This window comes from Arthrobacter sp. DMZ02-1R (assembly GCF_057747935.1).
In genome coordinates this window covers 2,864,740-2,885,580 of sequence record NZ_CM173230.1, presented here as the reverse complement: position 1 = coordinate 2,885,580, position 20,841 = coordinate 2,864,740, and the positions used below count along the sequence as shown (strand labels likewise).

The following is a 20,841-nucleotide window of genomic DNA, read 5'->3' as shown; positions in this document are numbered from 1 at the left end:
GCGTCCGCTCGGTTGCGCAAAGAGGCAGGATGTTCTGTGTGCGGTTGATGCTTACCTTTTACCGGCACAGTTCAGATCTGCGATGCATCTCCGAGGGCGTGCCAAGTTCGGTTGTGGTAAACCAGAGGCTTTCCGGGCGCCGTGTCCTCGGACGGTGGTGACGCTTGCAGGGCCTCAACGGCAATGATTGCGGAACCGCCAGCATCCATCGAGTTCACAATCCTTCCCCGAATCCAAGCCTGAGCTGACGGGAAATAAGGCTCTCCAGTTTCAAGACGTGACCACAGGGTGGTGTCTGCAAACCTGTCTATCCCGCTGGTTGCACAAAGTTTGGCAATGCCGACCTGTTCGGCGCCAAGTAGGTGCACAACGACGGTATCTGCAGTGCGAATGGTTGGAGTGCTGGACGAGAACTCGGATACTGAGAATGCGAGAATCGGGGGCGCAGCGCTGGCCGAAATGACCGAGGTTGCAGTCAGGCCGACGGGGCCGTCACCTGCGTCCGCCGTGATGACAGCTACACCACCGGGATGGTTGCGGAAGACAGACTTGAATTCATCAGCTGTGATCGTCGGATTTAGGGTTTGGACGTTGGGAATGCTCACTGTATCTCCTTGGATTTCAGCGTTGTCGGCTTCTCTGCCGGTGTGGTTCATGGTTCAACGGTACGAGCGGGCAAAGCCGGGCTGGCATGGAAAACAACGTCATCTGACTACGAAACGACGCCAGTGTAGATGGACCTCAAGGACGTTGGCGCAAGATGCAAAGCCTGTGACATACTTCACGTGGTGCTAGTGCTCCCCGTCCTCGGCGTTTCGTAGCGACTAACTCCTCAATGAAGAGGAACAGGACGCTTTCGGCGCTTCCTTTGGAAGGCTTAGGCATTTTGCCGAGGAACGTAAAGGAGCCCGCCCGAACCTGGACCCGCTTGGCCAGCCTGCTTCCCAGGTGAAGCAGATGGATGCGGCTCCCTCGGCGGGCTCTGGATGATACTTTGACCGCACCGTTGGGACGGCGATAAGGGGTGACCATGAAATTAGGGACATACCAGACCCTGCGGGTGCCGAACTTCAGTGTTCACATCCTGCGCGATACGCTCAAGGACGCGGATCTGGATTGGCAAACTGCACTGGAGAACGCGGAAATTGATCCCGACGCCGTGGACCGTCCGGGAGGCACAATTCCTGCCAGAAAGGAGCTGGCGTTTCAGCGACAGTTCGTGGCTCTCACCAAAGATCGAGTTGATCTTTGGGTGCTGGCCACGCGGTCCTACACGCTGGGCGCGTTCGGCGTTCGCGGCTTGGCCCTCGCGTCCGCGCCGACGATTGAGGCGTGGGTAGAAGTTGCCAACACAACCGACTATGGCCCTGCTCTTTTCGAGGTTGCGCCGCTCCGGACATCCGATGGCTCATTGACGGGTATGGAATTCACGTATCCCGATGCCCCGGAAGAGTTGGTCCCGTTTAGTGTCTACCGCGAGCTTTGTTTTATGGCCCGGACCTTCACGTGGCTGTACGGCGCTCCGTTTCCCTTCACCCGGGTCGAATTTCCATTACCAGAAGTAAGTGCCGAAGCATCCTCATACGTCATCTGCGACATCGACTGCGGCTCGGACGCATTGCGGCTATGGTGGGATCCCGCGGTATCGGTCCAGGAACTGCCCTTCGGGAATGCTTTTCAGCACGCGGCATGGACCAAAGAAGATAGCCAAATTGTCGACAGCCTCAGGGCGACTGGCGACTGGCCTGAGACTGTTGCAAAGGCAATAAGGGCCGCACCAGAACTTAACCGCAAGCTGGCAAATGTGGCCGCAACCCTCAGAGTGTCCCCACGCACGCTGCAACGCAAACTCGAACTTACGGGTAACGACTTTGCTCAGCTACGCGACAGGGCATTGAGCGACCTGGCCGGCGATCTGCTGTCGAATACAGATCTTTCTGTAGCTCGGATATCACGCAAGCTGGGCTACGCAGAGCCGGCTAGCTTCACCATCGCCTTTAAACGGTGGAAGGGCGTACCGCCAACGGCTTACAGGGAAGCTTCCCAGTACAAAAGCAAAGCCAGGTCCGGGGCTTAGATCCGGTCACCTCGCCTCCGGCCGCGCGGAGGGACAGCAGCTGTCGGCCCAGTCTCAGCGTTTGTTTCGCTTGTGATTGCCTTGCCCGTCGTCTGTCTCAAGCAAGACGCGTAGCCCTGGATCAAAGGACGAGGGGACACATCCAGGTGCAGTGCAGTGCGTTGGATCTTGCATCATGCTCCGCCTGACGGCCGCAGGCAGCCAATGCCGATCCATGTCCTTCAACCATCCGCTGGATTGGACGCTGAATGTTCGGCAGCAGCACCCAGATCCGCGCGCGCTCAAACGCCCACCTTTTTCGCCGCGGATGTAACAGACGGATTTCCCAAGGTCCAGCCACAGGAAGCTTTTTAAACGGGATCGGTAAACACTCCTAGCGGACCACGACCCTGTCAAGGCACGGCTGGCGCGCTTTCTTATGGGCATGACGTCTATATCTATATCGGCCCCGGTCTGGATGCTCGTAGCTTTAAGGCAGGACGGCGTCGGCAGAGAAGCCGACGCATGGAAGGAGCTCTCGTGAACTTCCCCAGTGTCCAAGGCTTCGTCACCGAAACACGCCGCGGGTGCACTCGGTGAAATAGCCGCGGAACAACGCAATGGCCGTCGGTCGACCCAACAGGTAATTACGGACGAGGACATTGCGTAGCAAGCGTCGGTGATCCTCACTAAGACGCGAGCCAATCAATAACAACAACTGCGCAGTGGCGTATGGCATTGTCTGGGCGGGGATCCCGGTCGACCAGCACCACTCGCGATCAAGCACAACCCCAGCGGCTGCTGGTCCAAAAAAAATTAAGGTGGTCAAAGGTGACACAATCTTTACCGGTCCAGGCTCGCACTGGCCGAATCACATCCATAGTTTCGCTACTTCTGCTGAGCGGCATAACCCTCGACATCCAGTGGGGTGTGTTGTCTCCCCTAATCGGAGTGATCGCAAAAGAATCAGGGCTTTCGGGATCGGAGGTTGGATGGGTTTTTAACGCGATGATGGTTGGAAGCGCCATCTCCGTCAGCCTCACCGCGAGGATGGGTGACATCTACGGGCATCGCAAGGTCCTTATCGTACTCCTGGGCATGGGGATCGCAGGTTCTGTCCTGGCTGCAACCGCCAGTGGTTTCTGGCCTCTGGTGGCGGGCCGATTCCTCCTGGGCGTGGCTATTGCCATCCCTCTGAGTTGGGGACTGCTGCGTCCGCGGGCTACTGCACGCCAGATTCGGCTTATCGCGCTAGGGCTATCGCTCTTGATGGCCATCTTTACACCCGTTGCACTCGTTGTCGGTGGCTTTATTGTTCAGTTGGGATTGCCGTGGCAGACCGTCTTCTGGGTGAGTTTCCTTCTGTATGCAGTGATGCTGGTCCTCGCCTTCGTCTCGCCTGAGACGCCAGCAGCCGCCCGTGCAGTCGTTCGCCTGGATTGGTCCGGTGCATTGGGGCTCGGCATTTGGGTCACAGCACTGCTTGTCGGTATCAGCGAAGGGCCCGGCCGGGGCTGGACATCACCCATCGTGCTTGGCGCCTTCTTACTGAGCGCAGTGACACTAATTGTGTGGATCTTGCAGCAGCGACGCGCTCAGGAGCCTCTGGTAACCTTCCGCGACATGGACCTCCGGCAGACGCTCATCGGATTTTCGGCGATCCTTTTGATAAGTATCGTGGGCCAAGGCATATTTATTGCACTGCCGGCGCTGCTGCAAACGCCGACTTCCTCCGGGTTCGGCCACGGACTGTCTGCCCTTGAGTCTTCACTCCCACTGCTCGCGATGATTCCGGGCGCCGGCCTGGGATACATCTGGACACGCTGGGGACTGGCCCAGTTCGGTCCGAGGATCGTTCTGATCGTTTCGGGAGTTGCTGCGGTTGTGGTCTTCCTCGGATTCGCGTTTCTGAACGACACGGCTTGGATGGTCACTGTGTGGGTGTTCGGCTACGCCCTTACGGTTCTGAGCTGCCTGACGGTTGGATACACACTCGTTGCGTCGGCCGGGCGTCAGGACAACATGGCGACGACCATTGGCATGCAAAACATAGTTCAATATGTGTCGTCGACGGTACCTGTTGCGGTTGTATTGAACGTACTAGTACCCGGTGCGGACGGATTTATCCCAAAGTCCACGTTTGTTGGCATCTACGTCGTATCCGCGCTCGTCATCGCCGTGTTCGTGATCGTGTGGGCGGCGCTTGCACCGAAGCGAGTCACCGATAGGCATGCCATTGACACGGAGACGGACCCCAAACTGGTGGACGTTATGGCCCACTAGAGAGCCCCAGAACTGATTTTTCGCAGTGCCGGCCGGCGGAGCGGTTCCGCTTGACGTGCTCCACCCATGATCCTGACAGGTACATGTCCTGATCGCGGATTCCTGGTCGAGCCGCTACGTCGGCGGTACGGCACGATTGCCAAATTTGGCATGCAATGAAGATCACTACCTGATGACTTGATGAGCCCGCATAACAGTGGGGTGCTTCGAGCTGGAACTCCACGGATCAGGTCTCTGGCGGCGGGCCACTCCTTGCCAGCAGCATGGCGACGGCCTCCCTGGCAACCGACTCACCGCCCGAAACTCTTCGAACAAGAAACGGAATTATAAAATGTCACGTTTGGCTGGCAAGGTAGCAATCATAACTGGAGCCGCTAGCGGGATGGGTCTCGCGGCCCTTCAGCTTTTCACGACTGAAGGTGCCCGAGTCGTCGCAGCGGACGTTTCCGAAGAGGCGCTGGAACACGCTGTCGAGGCTGTCACGGTTGAGGGAGGCGACGCGGTTGCACGCGTCCTGGATGTCACAGCTTCCGAATCCTGGAAGCGAGTGGTGAACGAAACGGTTGCTGAATGGGGCACGGTTGACATCCTCATCAACAATGCCGGCATCCACGCTGACAAAGGCATACTTGCCGCTGAGCTCGATGACTGGAACAGAGTGATTGCAGTGAACGCTACGGGGACTTCCCTACCTGTCAGGCTGGAACGGTACCAGGGGCTCGTAGCAAGTCCGTTTGATCGCGTGGGGCGAGAACCAGGAATCTAGTAATCATGTCCAGTCCAGCTTTGAGTGCAGTACGCCAAGATAGTGCTGTGAGTAGTAGCAGTGGTAGTTCCGGGCCGCGGGCTGGTGGACCACGGCCTCGTCGGTCGTTCACCCCCGTCCAGAAGCTCGAGTTTTTGACCGCGTACGAGAAGGCGTGTGAGAACAGTGAGGGCGGTGCTTTCCTGCGACGGGAGGGTCTGTATTCCTCGCAGATGACCGAGTGGCGCCGGCTGCGTGACGCCGGGGTCCTGGCCGGGAAGAAGGCCGGGGAAACGATCGGGAAACTCTCGGCGGACCAGGCCGAGAACGCGCGTTTGCGCCGCCAGCTAGAGGTGAGTGAGAGCCGGTTGCAGAAGACCGAGGCAGCCCTGGAACTGATGGGAAAACTACAGGCGTTCTTAGAGAGCGCCTCAGGGGATATGCCGGACGGGCCCCGGTCCAAGAAACGCTGATGGCCACGTACCGGTCGATGCTTGAACTGAAGATCCCCACGCGCCGTGCAGCATCATTGACCGGCGTTTCCAGGACGACCGCGAACCGGAAACCGGCCCCGCCGCGGGACCAGCTGCCGGTCGTGCCGCAGAACAAACTCAGCACCGCCGAAAGGGCCGGGATCCTCGCGGCGCTGAACTCGCCGGAGTTCGTGGATCTGGCGCCCATGCAGGTCTATACGAAGCTGTTGGATGACGGGATCTATCTGGGGTCGCTGTCGACTTTTTACCGGGTGCTGGAGGAGAACAAGCAGGTCAAGGAACGCCGCCGGCTGGCCAAGCATCCGCCCCGGGCGGTTCCTGAACTGGTCGCCGCGGCCCCGGGCCAGGTGTTCACTTGGGATATCACCAAACTTGCCGGCCCGGTCAAGGGCAAGTATTTCGACTGCTACATGATGGTCGATATCCATTCCAGGTTCATCGTCGGCGCGCACGTCCACGCCACCGAATCCGGAGTCCTGGCGGTGGAAATGATGAAGGGAATCTTTGGGATCCATGGCATCCCCCAGGTTGTGCACGCGGACCGGGGAACGTCCATGACGTCCAAAACGGTGGCCGCGCTGCTCTCGGACCTGGAGGTCACCAGGTCCCACTCCAGGCCCCGGGTGTCCAATGACAATCCCTACAGCGAGGCGCTGTTCAAGACCCTGAAATACGGTCCGGAATTCCCCGAACGCTTCGCCTCAGTCCACGACGCCGGGGCGTTTATCAGCGGCTTCGTGGACTGGTACAACCATCACCACCAGCACTCCGGAATCGGGTTCCACACCCCCGCGAACGTCCACTACGGTCACGCCGCGAGCGTGGCCGCAGAGCGCTCAGCAACGCTCGCTGCAGCCCGAGCGAAACACCCCGAACGCTTCACCACAACCACCGACCCCAAAATCCTCGCGCTCCCAGGACCCGCGTGGATCAACCAGCCCCAGGAAATCACAGAACCATCAGCCGCCTAACTCCCTTTGGTACCGCTCAGCTTGAAAAATTCCGCTTGGCTGGGCATGAAACACGTCATCCCTGTCATGCAATCCGCTGGCCACGGATCCATCGTGAACGTATCGTCGATCGGCGGGATCGTCGGCGGCGCGGCAGATGCCGGCGGGGCAGCCTACTCAGCTTCGAAGGGCGCCGTCCGATCGCTGTCGAAGCATGCCGCACAGTGGTACGCGAAGGACAATATCCGAGTCAATTCCGTACACCCCGGCCCCATTTACACTGGCATGGCCCGGGCGGCGGGATACACCAGGGAGCAAATGAACCAAGGCAACGTCCCTCTCCCGCCCTACGTAGGAGACCCCTCGGACATCGCCTACGGAATGCTCTACCTCGCTTCCGACGAAGCGAAGTTCGTCACCGGTGAGGAGCTCGTCATAGACGGCGGATTCACAAGTCACTGATCACAGCCTTGAGTCCAGGAATGGACTAAGAGACCCAAGCTTGCTTGTCCTGACTTGGCGCAGGTAGCGATCCAACTCACCTGCAATTAGCCCGTGGCTGTAAGCGGACTTGAGGCGCCAGGTATGCAGAACACAGATCTATGAAGGGACCCCGGGGGGATGAAATACCACATGCAAAATGACTGGATTCCCGTCGTCGGGGAAACTGTGCAAATAAGAAACAACGGACGGATTGTCCGGACTGGGGTGGTTGACGCTGTGACGAACGATGGCTCGATTCTTTGGCTCGCGGCCGAAGGGGTACACCAGCGTCAGTTGATCACCAAAGGGGACGGGAATGAGGTCTGGATGACCTACAAATGGGAGTCCACAGGCGCCCATAGGTGACCGTCCCGAATGACAAACACGTACATACTTCAAACCACAGCCTGCGGAGGTAACCGAGCCTGCCCCTCGGGGCTCCCCGCAAAAGAACCTAATTAGAAAGGTCCTAGATCATGCTCATGACCGCTCCGCGAATCATGATAACCGCCGTCACCCAATCTGAAGTTGACGAGAAGCTGAACGCCGCAGAGTTAAAACTCCAGGACCTCGCCATGGACAATCCGGTCAGGGGTATCCTCGTTACCAGGCTTGCTCCGGGCCGGTACACGGTGGAACTGAGCACCGACGTGCCCTGCGGGCTTACCCAAGAACGAGATGACAGCAAGCCCGTCTCGACTGAATCCTGCAGCGACGGTGCCACTAGCGCAGGCATCGAGCCGATGCATGGATCTGTGCTGTTAGCCGCGTAGGAAGCCCGGTCCGTCAATGGCTCGAAGTCAGCTGGCCGTACTGCGGATACACGACGTTCCGGAACTCGGAGCCGGCCTTTCCTCCCGCCCAACTGTAGAGAACCGTACCAGCATGCCTGGCGCCAGATGGATGGACAGCTGAACTAGGAGGACTTGACCACTTCCGCGACAAATGGCCGAAGACCCATGGACTGGGCGAACGAACATCCTAGCGGACATGCCCAAGCTCGTTGAACTTCGGAGCCCCTGACGGGATCGGCGGGCCCAGCGGCGCGCCGATCCCGTTGGGCTTTCTCGGAGGGGCACGATGACACGCGGTTGTGGGCACGAAGTTGCCCGAAGGAGAAGCCGTTCGGATACCGGTTCTCGATGCAGGGGAAAGAAGTTGATGTGGGGAACAGGGTCAACAGTGAGTACCGGTCCGGCGGCGCGCTCACCTCTTTGAAGTAGTCCCAGGGTCCGGCCGTAATTGCGCAAGGGCCTGGATGTTTCACCGTCATAGGGTGGCACGCAATGTGTCTAACGTGGCCGCCGACTTGTGCCACGCGGTCCGTCATTGAAGTGACCGAATCAGGGATCGGCGAATGCCCGGGACGGGCCCATGGAGGCTAGCCGTAGGCCCGTCTTTTGTTCTGACGCCTTTTCGCGATGGGTGACCCGCAAAAGGGATGGTCGGTTGGATCGAACGCGCCGCAGAAATCGAACTTTTAGTGGGTTCCGGTCTAGGTTACTGACGCGTACTAGGCAAAGTCAGCGGGACAGGAGCAGTGCTTCTCCCTGACCTCCGCCACCGCACAGGGCCACGGCTGCTTTGCCTGTGCCGCGGCGCGTGAGTTCGTGCACGGCTGAGACGACGACCCGGGCGCCGGATGCACCGATGGGATGGCCGAGGGCGATCGCTCCGCCGTTGACGTTGACTTTATCAAGGCTGAGACCAAGCAGTTCCGCCGAATACAGGGCTACGGAGGCGAAGGCTTCGTTGATCTCGACGAAGTCCAGGTCCTCTACGGCCCAGCCGGCTGTGTTGAGTGCTTTGATGATGGCCCGGGCGGGCTTGTCCGGCAGCGAGGTGTCTGGGCCGGCGATCTGACCCGGGCACCCTACGGTGGCGAGGATTCTGAGGCTGTGGTTCTCCGCGTAGCCGCGGGTGGTCAGCACGACTGCGGCAGCACCGTCGCTCAGCGGGGAGGCGTTGCCGGCGGTAACAGTGCCGGTTGGGGAGAAAACTGACCTGAGTTTGCTGAGAGAGCCCGCGCTGCTGCTGGCGCGGACGCCCTCGTCGGCTGCGGTGAGCTCGGCTTCCCCGCGGCCCCGCGGCACCTTGACCGGGACGATCTCGGCGTTGAAAAGCCCGGCAGCCTGGGCCGCGGCTGCGCGCCGGTGGGACTCGGCGGCGGCCCTGTCCTGGTCGGCGCGGAGGATGCCCAGCGCCTCATTGGCGCGGTCGGTCGCGAGTCCCATGGCCGCGTGATCGAAGGCGTCGGTCAGGCCGTCGTGGGCGGCGGAGTCAATCAGCGCTGCGTCGCCGTAAAGGTGCCCTGCCCGGGAACCTGCCAGCAGGTGAGGGGCGTTGCTCATGGATTCCTGTCCACCGGCAACCACCACCGTGGCCTCTCCCAGCCGCAGCAGCCGGCTTGCCTCGATGATGGCGCTGAGCCCTGACAGGCATACCTTGTTGACGGTGGCCGCGTGGGCGTTGAGCGGGATGCCTCCGGCGGCGGCGGACTGCCGGGCCGGATTCTGGCCGGCGCCCGCCTGGAGCACATGGCCCATGATGACCGCGTCGACCGTGTCGGGGCGGACCCCCGCCTTATCCAGCGCTCCGGCGATCGCCGCGCCGCCGAGCTCAACAGCGGTCAGCGGGGCTAGCTGGCCCATCAGCCTGCCCTGCGGCGTGCGGGCGGCGCCGACGACGACGACATCAGTACTTCGATTCATTTTTCTCCTTGGACGTGGACTGGCTAAAAGTCTTGGTCTTTGTTGCTGTGGCGCGTCAAGGCCCGCGTTCTGCGGGCTAAGTGGATGCGGGAGCGGGCACCCGCAGCCGCGGGTGGAACGCGGTGCCTGCTTCCCGGTCCAGCAGCGGGGTCAGACCCCCGGCGTGGAAGGGGTAGTTGGCGCCGAGGACCATGCACAGGTCGATCTGCTCCGGCCCGGCTACCACGCCCTCAGCCAGCATCGCCCTGACTTCCTCGGCCAGCGCGGCCAGGATCCGGCCGCGGACGGCGGCCGCATCTGCTGCCGCGGGCGCCGGGAGCAGACCGGCGGCGTCAGGTGAGATGCGGCCGCCGCCGTCGAGATACCCGGGCAGTCCCTCGGCCACAAGGCTCTTGAGGCTGGTGCTGACGGAAAACCGTTGCGGATAGGTCTGGTGCATCTTCTCGCAGATGTGCAGTTGGACCGCCGGGCCGATGAACTGCAGCAACTGCAGCGGCGTCATGGGCAAGCCCAACGGGTCCAGGGCATGGTCCACAGTGTGCGGGTCGGCGCCGTCATCCAGCAGGGCGAGGACCTCGTTGAAGAGCCGGGTCAGGACGCGGTTGACCACGAAACCTGCCGTGTCCGTGACCAGCACGGCCGTCTTGCGCAACCGTCTGGCCAGCTCGAACGCCGTCGCGAGCGTGACCTGGTCCGTCTGCGGGGTGGTGATGATTTCCACCAACGGCAGCACGCCCACCGGGTTGAAGAAATGGAAACCGATCAGCCGGCCGGGATTCACGAGGGCATCACCCATGGACTCGATGGACAGCGAGGACGTATTGGTCAGCAGCAGTGCATCCTGCCGGAGCAGCGGTTCCAGTTCGGCGAACACGGCCCGCTTAACGTCCAATTCCTCGAAGACCGCTTCGATCACCACGTCGCAGTCGGCGAAGGCTGTCTTGTCCGTGCCGCCCGTCACCAAGGTCCTGACGGCGGCTGCGCCGGCAGCATCCAAGCGGCCGCGGCCCACGAGCTTATCAAGCTGACCGGCAACCCAGCTCAAGGCTGTATCTACGCGCTCCTGCGACAGGTCCGTGATCCGCACCGGTACGCGCAACTGCTGCGCGAAAACGAATGCGAGCTGGCTCGCCATCAGCCCGGCACCGACGACGCCGACGGCGCGCACAGGCAAAGGTTCGACGGCGGGACGTCCGGCGGGGTTCGTCGCCAGAGACTGTGTCACGTGGAAAGCATAAATACTGGCGCGGGCCTCGTCGGAGAGCAGCAGCTCACCGAAAGCCCGGATCTCCGCGGCCGGGCCGGCCGGTCCGATGGGGTCGGCGGCAGCCGCGGCGATGAGCTCCAGTGCGCGGTAGGGTGCAGGCGCGGCACCTTTCAGACGTGTATCGAGCTGGGTTCGGATGTCCTCAAGCGCGGGCTCCGCGGCGGAGGGGACGCCGGATTCTGGGCCGCCGACGCTGGGCCGAACGGCGTTTCGGGCCTGGGCCGTGCCGGAGAGGATGCCAGCGGCAAAATCAAGCGAGGCGGCTAAGAAGCCATCCTCGGGGAGCACGGCATCGACCATGCCAAGGTCGGCGGCAGCCTGCGCCGAGAGGTTCCTGCCAGCGAGCGAATCCGTGACCACCAGGCGGGCCGTCAGTTCCGGGCCAGTTAGAGCCAGCGTGCGCGGGATGCCGCCCCAGCCCGGGATCAGGCCCAGTCGCACCTCGGGAAAGCCCAGGGCCCGGACCGAAGCCGCGGCCGTCCGATAGCCCGCGTGCAGGGCCAGCTCCAGTCCGCCGCCGAGCGCAACACCGTTGACGAAGGCAAAAGTGGGCACTGGAAGCGCCTCCAGCAGGCCAAAGGCGTCAAGCCCCTGGCGGGCCACTTCCTCGGCCTGTTCGGGCGTGGCGGCCTCCGTCATTTTTTTCAGGTCCGCGCCGGCACAGAACACAGAACCCGCGCCGGTCACGGCCACAGCATCCACCCTGGACAAGTCCAGGGCGCGCACCGCGGCCGTGAAATTGGCCAAGGATGCCGGACCCATGATCGCCGGGCGGTGGTCTGGATTCTCTAGCGTGAGGACGGCAAAGCGGAAGCCGCCACTGTCGTGATAGGTGGTGAAGGTCTCGGTCATGATGCTCCCTCGGGTTGACGAATGATGAACCTGGGCTGTCCGGCAAACTGTGTCGGGCCGCGCTGGCGATCCTAAAGATTCAAGCTCTCCCCGTTTGCGGCAGCTCATTCACGCAAGAAAGAAGGCCACGGACACTCATGTCGAAGTGCGCTTATGCATCTTCGAAATTGCCTCACAATGAGCAATAATATGCACATTACGATAGCAACATCCAAAATGTGCAACTTTTCTCTTGACGAACAGTCTCGTATGGAAGTAGCGTCGGCGTACCACCCACCACGATCGCGAAGCAAAGAAGCTTCGCGACGCAAACATGCAACCCGGCCGCCTACGGCGCCGGCAAAAGGCAATCAGGAGAATTATGCGTACAACGAGGTCACGGGTCATGTTGGCTGCTGGATCAGCAGTGGTGCTGTTGGCTCTGGCTGGTTGCGCTGGAAACGCCAGTGGCAGCCCGGGCAGTCAAGGCCCCGCTGGCACCGTCGCGATCGATGTCGGCAATAACATGACGGTCCACCTGAAGACCAGCCCGGGTCTTAAGGTCGCCGTTTTTATCCCGGGGGTGGCTAATGCATACGGGCTGGAGCAGGAGCGCGCGGCGAAAGAGACTGCCTCGAAGCTCGGCATGGACATGACCCTGTTCGACGGAGGTTATGACCCGAACAAGCAGCTCAACCAAATGCAGACAGCACTGAAGTCGGGAAACTACGATGCCGCGGTCGTGCAGGCGCTCGACGGTACGGTGGTCTGCAAGGTCCTCACGGAAGACTTCCCCAAGGCAAACATCCTTGTCTCGGCTTCAGGCACGTCGCTGTGTGAGTACGGCACAAACCAGACCGGTAAGTCGGTTGACGAGGTCTGGGCGCCGGGGACGTTGAACTTCGTGGGCAGCAACAACACCCGCGCTTACATCGACGGTTGGTTCGCCGCGGCAGCAAAGGCAAACCCGGGTAAGCAAAAGGTCGTTGCAGTTTTTGGACTGGCAACAGCCTCCCAGACGCGCGTCGCGGAAGCTGCAATGGCGAAGTTTGCCAAGGACAACCCCGACTATACGGTGGACAAGATCTATACCGATTACACAACGACTGACGCGTATAACAAGGCCCAGACCTACCTGCAGGGCCATCCGGACACCACCCTCGTCCTGACTGTATACACGCCCGACATCTCGCAGGGTGTCATCCAGGCCGTGGACAAGGCCGGCCTGGCCGGGAAGGTTCACATTGTGGACCAGGGCTTCGGCAAGTTCCAGATCGAACAGATTCAGGCAGGGACCGTCCAGATCTCGACGATGTTCTTCCCTTACAACCAGATGAAGGTAAATCTCGAGTCCATCGCCGCCGCGCAACGCGGCGACGCCGGGACTCGCTTTGTCGATGATTCGGTCATCGGCACTGCGAAGAGCCCCTTTGCGATCACGAAGGAAACCATCTCCGAACTGCCCGCCGATCTACGCTAGCTCGGCAGTTCACCCACGCTATACGCGGGGATATCGACACCTCGACCGTCCCCCTTCCGAGCTTGCCCGGCCTCCTTTGGTTATCCCGAAAGAGTCACCACAATCTAAAGCATTCACAAGATGCAGCTCTTCTACTGACGGGCAACCACGCACGGAAATAGCGTTGCCCAATCACCCACCACGATCGCGAAGCAAAGAAGCTTCGCGACGCAAACATGCAACCCGGCCGCCTACGGCGCCGGCAAAAGGCAATCAGGAGAATTATGCGTACAACGAAGTCACGGGTCATGTTGGCTGCTGGATCGACGGCGGTGCTGTTGGCCTTGGCCGGTTGCGCGGGAAGTGCCAGCGGTAACCCGGGCAGTCAAGCCCCCGCTGGCACCGTCGCGATCGATGTCGGCAATAACATGACGGTCAACCTGAAGACCAGCCCTGGCCTCAAGGTCGCCGTCTTTATCCCGGGGGTGGCCAATGCATTTGGGTTGGAGCAGGAGCGCGCGGCGAAAGAGACTGCCTCGAAGCTCGGCATGGACATGACCCTGTTCGACGCAGGCTATGACCCGAACAAGCAGCTCAACCAAATGCAGACGGCAATGACATCCGGGGGCTTCGGCGCCGCGGTCGTAATGGCCCTCGACGGCGCGATGGACTGCAAGCTTCTCACCCATGATTTCCCCAAGGCCAACATCCTAACGTCGATTTCAGGCACGCCACTGTGCGATGACGGCACGAATCTGGCCGGTAAGTCGGTTGACGAGGTCTGGGCGCCGGGGACGTTGAACTTCGTGGGCAGCAACAACACCCGCGATTACGCCGACGGCTGGTTCGCCGCCGCAGCAAAGGCAAACCCTGGTAAGCAGAAGGTCCTTGTTGTTAGTGGCCCGGCGACCAATACGCAGACGCGAGTCGCAGGAGCCGCAATGAAACAGTTCGCGGCGGACCACCCCGACTACACCTTTGATTCGATCTACACCGACTGGACGACGACTGACGCGTATAACAAGACCCAGACCTACCTGCAGGGCCACCCTGACACCACCCTCATCATGTCTGCGTCCTCGCCAGACCTGACACAGGGCGTCCTCCAGGCCGTGGACAAGGCCGGCCTGGCCGGGAAGGTTCACATTGTGGACCAGGGCTTCGGCAAGTTCCAGATCGAACAGATTCAGGCAGGGAACGTCCAGCTCTCGACGCTGCTCTTCCCTTACAACCAGATGAAGGTAAACCTCGAGTCCATCGCCGCCGCGCAACGCGGCGACGCCGGCACCCGCTTTGTGGATGACTCGGTCGTCGGCACTGCGAAGAGTCCCTTCGCAATCACGAAGGAAACCATCTCCCAACTGCCCGCCGAGCTACGCTAACGCCGCAGTTCACCCCACTCAGGGCTGGGGCGACGGTCACGCGAACGCCGCCCCAGCCCAGTAAAGAAAGAAGTCCAGGCAATGCAGCCTTCGCAATCGGAACCGGCTGTCGCCGTCGCGCTTAAAGCGGTGTCGAAGACCTACGGTGCCACCCGCGCTTTGATCGATGTGGACGTCGAGATCCATCAAGGAACAGTGCACGCGCTGATCGGCGAGAACGGGGCGGGCAAGTCCACGGCTTTGGGCGCAATCGCCGGCCGCGTCGATTTCGACGCGGGAGCGGTCGAAGTCTTCGGTGAGCCGCTTGAACCCGGAAACCTTCGCGCGGCACGCCGGAGCGGCGTCTCGGCCATCTATCAGGAACTCACGATCGTCCCTCATCTGGATGCAGCGGCGAATGTTTTTCTTGGATCCGCGCTTTCCCGGTTCGGAGTTCTCTCCAGCCGCGAGATGCGTCGGAGATACGTCCAGCTGTGCGCCGTGCTGGATGTTCATGTCGTTCCTGCTGGGGTGCCCGCGGGCACCCTCTCGGTGGCAGAGCAGCAGTTGCTCGAGATCATGCGGTCTCTCGTGATCGAACCTCGCGTCATCCTCTTCGATGAACCTAGCGCGTCGCTTGCTGTCGAGGAACGGGAAGCGCTCTATAAGGCGATTGAGGGGCTACGCAAGCGCGGCGTCACCGTCGTGATCGTGAGCCACAACTTCGACGAAATCGAACGACTCGCCGATCGCGTAACGGTTTTCCGAAATGGCCGAGCCATCACCACGAGTAGTCGGGGAGAGAAATCCCGAGCCGAACTCGTGCGCGCCATGCTTGGTGAGCAGCGAGGTGACCAGACCCTTGGCCGTGTGCTCATGGACCAGCCAGTCGATACGCTCGCGCGATCCGTTGAGCCGAGCCTCGCGCCGGTCCTTGAAGTGGCGGGACTTACTGTGCCGGGAGTCATCGAGAACATCGACCTGGAAGTGAAGCCAGGGGAGATACTTGGCATCGCCGGTCTTGTAGGTTCGGGTCGATCCACTCTGCTAAGGGCGCTTGCCGGCGCGGAACCGACGGCACGAGGAACCATCCGCCTGTCCGGAACCGACTCCGCCTGGCCGCGAACTGTGCGCGCCGCGCGCAAGCTGGGAATCGGGCTAATCCCGGAGGACCGGAAAGGACAAGGGCTGGTCATGCCCCGCAGCGCCGCGGACAACATCGCGCTGTCCAACCTTGGCTCCGCCTCATCCGGCGGCGTGATTAGACGAAGGAAACTCCGTGCCATGGTCACCGAGGCGGCCTCAAAGCTGAATTTTCCAGTAGCTCGACTCGGTGAACGCAGCGACAGATTTTCCGGCGGCAACCAGCAGAAGCTGCTGATGGCGCGGTGGTTGTACGACCGTCCGCGAGTGCTCCTCGCCGACGAGCCCACACGCGGCATAGACATAGGCGCAAAGGGGGAGCTCCTTGAGACCTTACGGGCAATGGCCGCCGATGGCATCGGCGTCATCATGGTCTCATCCGAGCTCGAGGAAGTGCTGGCTGTATCCGACCGGGTACTCGTCGTCGCTAAGGGCCAAAGCATGGGACTGATAGAGCGAAACGGCGATCAGCAGATCGCAATGGAAGACGTACTGAAAGCCGCATTCGGATTGAAGGAAAACGCATGAGCGCCACCACAGACAGATACACCCCCGAAAACACCGCTACTCCTAGAGCGGCGCCAACTAGGAGACTCAATCTGAGGGAGAGAGCCACGAGCCTCGGGATGGTATGGGTCCTCATCCTCCTCGTCATTACGGCGATCCTCCTCAACCCCCGCTTCCTTAACCCAGGAAACCTGGTCAACATACTCAGCCAGAATGCCCCTGTCGGCATCATCGCCGTAGGGATGACGTTCATTATCATCGCCGGAGGTTTCGACCTTTCGGTGGCCTCCGTGCTGGCTATCGGCGGAGTGTCTTACGCAACCCTTTCCCAAATGATGCCTGCGGGTCCCGCGATACTCATCACCTTGGTAATCGGATGCCTTCTCGGTCTGATCAATGCCTTCCTCATCACGAAGGCCAAAGTGAACGCGTTCATTGCCACCCTCGCCACCTCATCATTGTTCAGCGGCCTGACCTTGCTGTTCACGAACTCCAAACCGGTTTCCATGGCCGCAGGCGGCTATGATTTCCTCTCGGACCAAGACTTCCTCGGAGCGCCCCTCTCCGTCTGGCTGCTCGCGATCCTCGTCGCGGGAGGATGGTTCGTGCTTTCCAAGACCGTCTACGGCCGAGGAATCTACGCAATCGGCGGCAATAACGAAGCCGCCCGGCTGGCGGGACTGCCCGTGATCGCACTCCGGGCAAGTACCTACATGCTGACTGCGATGCTCGCCGTGCTCGCAGGAATCGTCCTGGCCTCGGTCATTGGCGTCGGACAGCCAGGTGTGGCCGTCGGAGTCACGCTCAACTCGATCGCGATCGTCATCATCGGGGGGACTTCCTTACTCGGCGGAGAAGGCGCCATGTGGCGGACACTCGTAGGCATCCTGATCTTTGGAACCATCAACAACGTCTTCGACATCCTTGCATTTCCACAGGCGATGCAAGAGGTTGCCCTCGGCGTGATCGTGCTTGGTGCGGTATCACTCGATGCATACACACGATCGCGGAAGCGATCAGGTGAGGCATGAGAGGGGCTCTCGCGACGAGCAACGTGGCGTCCATCATAGGCGCCTCCCGGTCAGTCCTGAAGCCCCGCGATTCTTCGACGTGCAGTTGAACGCTAGCGCGAGGTGCCGAGCGCAGGAACCCCTAGATTCCGGGCAAAATCGCACTCTCCCCGGCTACCAACACGTGTCTGAGGCTGAAGCGGTTCCACGATTTCAAGCGCGAGTGCGGATCCGCTTTTGAGGGGCGGCGAGGAGTTGGGCTGTGCCATGGCGGCAGAGCGCGGCGAAGTCCTTGCGTGCGGTGGCAAGGGAAGGGATGAACATTGGGGCCATCGAGTGGGCGTCCAAACCGGCCACGCTGATGTCGTCTGGGATCTCCATCCCCGTGCCATGGAGGCCTCGGCTTAAGGGCCCGGCGATCGTCGATGGTTCGACCCGTCCCATCCTCGCGGCCGACCGCAGTCTTCAGAACTTGAAGGGCGTGTGCACCAATGTCCACGCTCCTGGCCTTGGACTAGCTCGTACTGCCCTCGTATGGGCCCGTACTCCGCATGTTTTGGCGGGTCCCCAGCGTTTTCAAGTCGAGAAATCCGGTTCGAGTCCCACCTCAGGCATGTGTTTTCCCGGTTCACCACGCAGGGAAGATTCTGCCTAGGGAACACCGCACCCGCACCCACCTCCTAACTTAACAATGAGCGGCGTGACCACGAGAACTCCGTGGCACCAAAGTTGTTATAGGAGGTGGGTACGAAAATCCCCGGAATTACGCGGGTTAAGTCCAATTTGTGGATATCTTTGTGGCACACCAATGACCCATCTCATTAGTAACGTTGGTGGCTCGATTTTCCGCATTGGCAGATGTGTGGGAATGCGAAGCGGGGGAGTGGAAAAGCGAAAGGGATTTGCTGGACGAATACGACCGCAAGGAAGCCGGCAACCCCTGCTGCGAAGGAGTTTTTTCTGCGTTTTGGCTGCACAGTCGACGTTGATCGCACTGGGGGCGAACAACTCGCCGGGCATCATCGCAAGCTCTTTTCCTGGGTTTCTTGCACGGCGATGAGCACTGCGGCGAGCACCGGTTCGAGGTTGGCGATGGCAGCTTGCTCGTCCTTGCCGGGATCTCGTCGCATCAAGTGCTTGAAACGTTGTGTGGGCAGTTGCTGAGCGTCGTCAGCCCTGCCGGGGCGCATCAACAGCACCGTCTCCAGGCCGAGGATGAACGCCGTCCTCGGTCGAAAGCGACCGGCGTGCCGATGAACATCGCTGGCCGAAGCGGAAAGCTCCAGCACCGCATCATCCGAACAACTCTTAGACCGACCCCGACCGCGGCCACGCGTCCCCATGCCCATAACGGGCGGATTGCTCCAACTAGTCCGTGGCAGCTTCTGGAGACCGACAGGCCGTTCAGCCCGTATGCGCTGATAGGGGAGTGCGGCCTCAAGAGGAACCGCCCTCCCATAACTCCTCCGGCGCACAGACGGATGATGTATGACCGCTGACGCTGGTTCTATTACGTCCACACTTCGGCGGGTTGTCCCCGAGGCCAAGCACTGCGTCCGTCACCGACACGATGGGCGGAGCCAACGCTACAATTGCGAACTTGCTACCACGACGAGGGATTCCAGGACCGGCAACTGCCGTTACTCCGGGGCGACGTCTCCGTCACTTACCCAGGCATTGCTACAGCTCAGGGTTCAGGATTTGGAGCTGGGTCGTCCAGGAATATGGCTAAGAATAGATTTAGAGAAGCCACCGTCGACGCAGATGTCTTGGCCGGTGACATAACCCGATAGCGGACTCACAAGAAATTCGATCACGTTGGCGATGTCCATGGGATCGCCAATTCTTGCCAGCGGGATAATATCTTCCCTTGCCTTTTTGATTTGGGGATCGGCGTACATTCTTTCGGTCATCCGTGTGTGAGTCATGCCCGGGGAGACCACATTTACACGAATTCCGTCAGGTGCCCATTCCAATGCGAGTGTCTGAGCCAGCATCGTCAACGCAGCCTTGCTGGGGCTGTAAGCGCCTGATCCGGCATGTGGTAGCTGGCCAGACATTGAAGAGGTAAAACAGGCGGAACCGCGGCTCTGCCTCAAGTGAGGGTAGCTTGCTTTGGCAAGAAGCCACGGGCCGCGGAGGTTGACGGAGAACATGCTGTCCCAGTCCTCAATGGACAAGTCACAGATGGCACCAGGGCTAGCGATTCCGGCATTCGCTACCAACGCGTCCAGGCCACCGAATTCGGCTACCGCAGCTCCCACGAGTTGACTTGGCACCTCGGGATCTCCAAGGTCGCCTGCCAATGCGATGGCGGTACCTCCCATTGACTGGATGGAACGAACAACTTGCTCTTGGATACTGTTCGATTCGTGTCCACACACCGCAATCATCGGGTGCACCCCCCGAGCAAGAGCCGCCTCTGCGAGTCTCAGGCATGTAGCCGCGCCTATGCCGCTACTTCCGCCGGTGACCAAAGCTCTCATTGCATACACTCCTTTTGACATGGATTCACTTGGGAATCATTCTTAGATTACCAAAATATGATAGAAATTCATGGACAGTTCAATCCGCAAAGTAAGCCGATTCAATTTTTTGACAACCATCGGATGATGGGCCTCGAGATCCAGCGGGAGTTAATTTCCTAGTTCCCAGCCCTGATTCTTGAAATCCCGCATCGCATTCTTGAATTCGCGTACAGGGTTCTCTTCGCGAATGATCTCAAGAACAACGTTATCGACCCCGCAGGTTGTTTTGACGGCCTTGCCTAATCCATCCCAGTCGATCACTCCAGTGCCGATTGGATCATGACCCCAGGTTTCGGTGCTCGTATCGGAAATATGCACAAGTCCAATTGATTCGTGGTTGGAGAGCAAACTATCTACGGGGTCCTCTCCTATGTAAGCAGCATTCGCGACGTCATACACGATCTTGAGTGAATCGTCGTTGACCGTGCTTACGATACGTGCCAGGTCCTGGATGGTAGGAGTGAAGCAATACGGAGTGTTTTCTAAAAGTAGTCGTGTGCCAGCCTGTTTGGCCAACGGAATGAGATTCTCCAGACTCTCGTACATCCACCCATAGGCTTTTTCGAGTGACGGTGAAATCATGGGACGTCTTGTGCCGGGGGATATCACAAGCTCGGGGACATTCCAAGCTGCAGCCAAGTCAATCACCGACTTAATATGCTCGATGCTTTTGCGGCGCATATTAGCGCCAGGGCTAGCCAGATTGATGTCATATCCGCCGGCATTGAGCGACCTGATTTTGGCGCCGTATTCATTGAGTCTTGCATAAATTGCTGAGCGTTCCGAGCTGGATATTTCGTCCGGCCAACAATGTGGAGAGCTAATCGGAACTTCAAAGGTCTCATACCCATTGTCGACCAGTTCCGCAATCGCATCAATTGCCGTAGCTGACCATAGATAGGAAAATGTACTAATAATCATATAGATTATCCTCTCAGTTCTGCACCTATGGAGAAAACTTGTTTTATCCATAACGCAATGTGGATTTAGATCCTGCGTAAGGGATCGCATCC

Annotated in this window: 17 protein-coding genes; 10 read left to right on the top strand and 7 right to left on the bottom strand. The window is 60.1% G+C overall.

Annotated features, from left to right (window positions below; genetic code table 11):
• Window positions 1-71 precede the first annotated feature (71 nt).
• Window positions 72-656, bottom strand: a complete 585-nt coding sequence (locus AC3ANQ_RS13905; RefSeq protein ID WP_488301597.1) for a flavin reductase family protein — start codon at window positions 654-656, stop codon at window positions 72-74.
• A 374-nt stretch (window positions 657-1,030) separates the two neighbouring features.
• Between AC3ANQ_RS13905 and AC3ANQ_RS13900 the strand changes: the two genes are divergently transcribed.
• From AC3ANQ_RS13900 to AC3ANQ_RS13875, 6 genes are all read left to right on the top strand, one after another.
• A complete protein-coding gene (locus tag AC3ANQ_RS13900; RefSeq protein WP_488301596.1) occupies window positions 1,031-2,077 on the top strand; it encodes an AraC family transcriptional regulator in 1,047 nt (348 codons plus the stop codon).
• A gap of 711 nt (window positions 2,078-2,788) precedes the next feature.
• Complete coding sequence (locus tag AC3ANQ_RS13895) at window positions 2,789-4,339, top strand: MFS transporter (RefSeq protein WP_488301595.1); 1,551 nt, start codon at window positions 2,789-2,791, stop codon at window positions 4,337-4,339.
• Between the two features lie 331 nt (window positions 4,340-4,670).
• The gene (locus AC3ANQ_RS13890; RefSeq protein ID WP_488301594.1) at window positions 4,671-5,105 is read left to right on the top strand and encodes an SDR family NAD(P)-dependent oxidoreductase; all 435 of its coding nucleotides are present in this window, start codon (window positions 4,671-4,673) and stop codon (window positions 5,103-5,105) included.
• Between the two features lie 5 nt (window positions 5,106-5,110).
• A protein-coding gene (locus AC3ANQ_RS13885) for an IS3 family transposase (RefSeq protein WP_488301593.1) occupies window positions 5,111-6,549 on the top strand; the annotation gives its coding sequence in 2 pieces (ribosomal slippage) (window positions 5,111-5,492 and window positions 5,492-6,549; 1,440 coding nt in all).
• A gap of 6 nt (window positions 6,550-6,555) precedes the next feature.
• Entirely contained in the window at window positions 6,556-6,990 is a 435-nt protein-coding gene (locus AC3ANQ_RS13880) for an SDR family NAD(P)-dependent oxidoreductase (protein ID WP_488301592.1), read from the top strand.
• A gap of 503 nt (window positions 6,991-7,493) precedes the next feature.
• Complete coding sequence (locus AC3ANQ_RS13875; RefSeq protein WP_488301591.1) at window positions 7,494-7,784, top strand: hypothetical protein; 291 nt, start codon at window positions 7,494-7,496, stop codon at window positions 7,782-7,784.
• Window positions 7,785-8,534: 750 nt separating this feature from the next.
• On the opposite strand, the gene AC3ANQ_RS13870 is transcribed toward AC3ANQ_RS13875, so the two are convergent.
• Together AC3ANQ_RS13870 and AC3ANQ_RS13865 are read right to left on the bottom strand one after the other, a co-directional pair.
• A complete protein-coding gene (locus AC3ANQ_RS13870) occupies window positions 8,535-9,722 on the bottom strand; it encodes an acetyl-CoA C-acyltransferase (RefSeq protein WP_488301590.1) in 1,188 nt (395 codons plus the stop codon).
• Window positions 9,723-9,798: 76 nt separating this feature from the next.
• On the bottom strand, window positions 9,799-11,841 hold the full coding sequence (locus AC3ANQ_RS13865; protein WP_488301589.1) for a 3-hydroxyacyl-CoA dehydrogenase NAD-binding domain-containing protein: 2,043 nt from the start codon (window positions 11,839-11,841) through the stop codon (window positions 9,799-9,801).
• A 361-nt stretch (window positions 11,842-12,202) separates the two neighbouring features.
• On the opposite strand from AC3ANQ_RS13865, the gene AC3ANQ_RS13860 reads away from it, so the two are divergent.
• The 4 genes from AC3ANQ_RS13860 (at window position 12,203) to AC3ANQ_RS13845 (ending at window position 17,321) form a co-directional block, all read left to right on the top strand.
• Window positions 12,203-13,300: a sugar ABC transporter substrate-binding protein gene (locus AC3ANQ_RS13860; RefSeq protein WP_488301588.1), complete on the top strand. Its 1,098-nt coding sequence runs from the start codon at window positions 12,203-12,205 to the stop codon at window positions 13,298-13,300.
• A 263-nt stretch (window positions 13,301-13,563) separates the two neighbouring features.
• Window positions 13,564-14,661: a sugar ABC transporter substrate-binding protein gene (locus AC3ANQ_RS13855; protein ID WP_488301587.1), complete on the top strand. Its 1,098-nt coding sequence runs from the start codon at window positions 13,564-13,566 to the stop codon at window positions 14,659-14,661.
• Between the two features lie 81 nt (window positions 14,662-14,742).
• A complete protein-coding gene (locus AC3ANQ_RS13850) occupies window positions 14,743-16,311 on the top strand; it encodes a sugar ABC transporter ATP-binding protein (RefSeq protein WP_488301586.1) in 1,569 nt (522 codons plus the stop codon).
• Window positions 16,308-17,321, top strand: a complete 1,014-nt coding sequence (locus AC3ANQ_RS13845) for an ABC transporter permease (RefSeq protein WP_488301585.1) — start codon at window positions 16,308-16,310, stop codon at window positions 17,319-17,321. The genes AC3ANQ_RS13850 and AC3ANQ_RS13845 overlap by 4 nt, the downstream gene beginning before the upstream one ends.
• A 192-nt stretch (window positions 17,322-17,513) precedes the next feature.
• Here AC3ANQ_RS13845 and AC3ANQ_RS13840 read toward each other — a convergent pair whose 3' ends face one another.
• The 4 genes from AC3ANQ_RS13840 to AC3ANQ_RS13825 form a co-directional block, all read right to left on the bottom strand.
• Window positions 17,514-17,744, bottom strand: coding sequence for a substrate-binding domain-containing protein (locus AC3ANQ_RS13840; protein ID WP_488301584.1), 231 nt, complete (start codon window positions 17,742-17,744; stop codon window positions 17,514-17,516).
• Window positions 17,745-18,319: 575 nt separating this feature from the next.
• Window positions 18,320-18,589, bottom strand: coding sequence for a hypothetical protein (locus AC3ANQ_RS13835; protein ID WP_488301583.1), 270 nt, complete (start codon window positions 18,587-18,589; stop codon window positions 18,320-18,322).
• A 405-nt stretch (window positions 18,590-18,994) separates the two neighbouring features.
• Window positions 18,995-19,786, bottom strand: a complete 792-nt coding sequence (locus AC3ANQ_RS13830) for an SDR family NAD(P)-dependent oxidoreductase (RefSeq protein WP_488301582.1) — start codon at window positions 19,784-19,786, stop codon at window positions 18,995-18,997.
• A gap of 150 nt (window positions 19,787-19,936) precedes the next feature.
• The gene (locus AC3ANQ_RS13825; RefSeq protein WP_488301581.1) at window positions 19,937-20,749 is read right to left on the bottom strand and encodes a sugar phosphate isomerase/epimerase family protein; all 813 of its coding nucleotides are present in this window, start codon (window positions 20,747-20,749) and stop codon (window positions 19,937-19,939) included.
• Window positions 20,750-20,841: the final 92 nt, after the last annotated feature.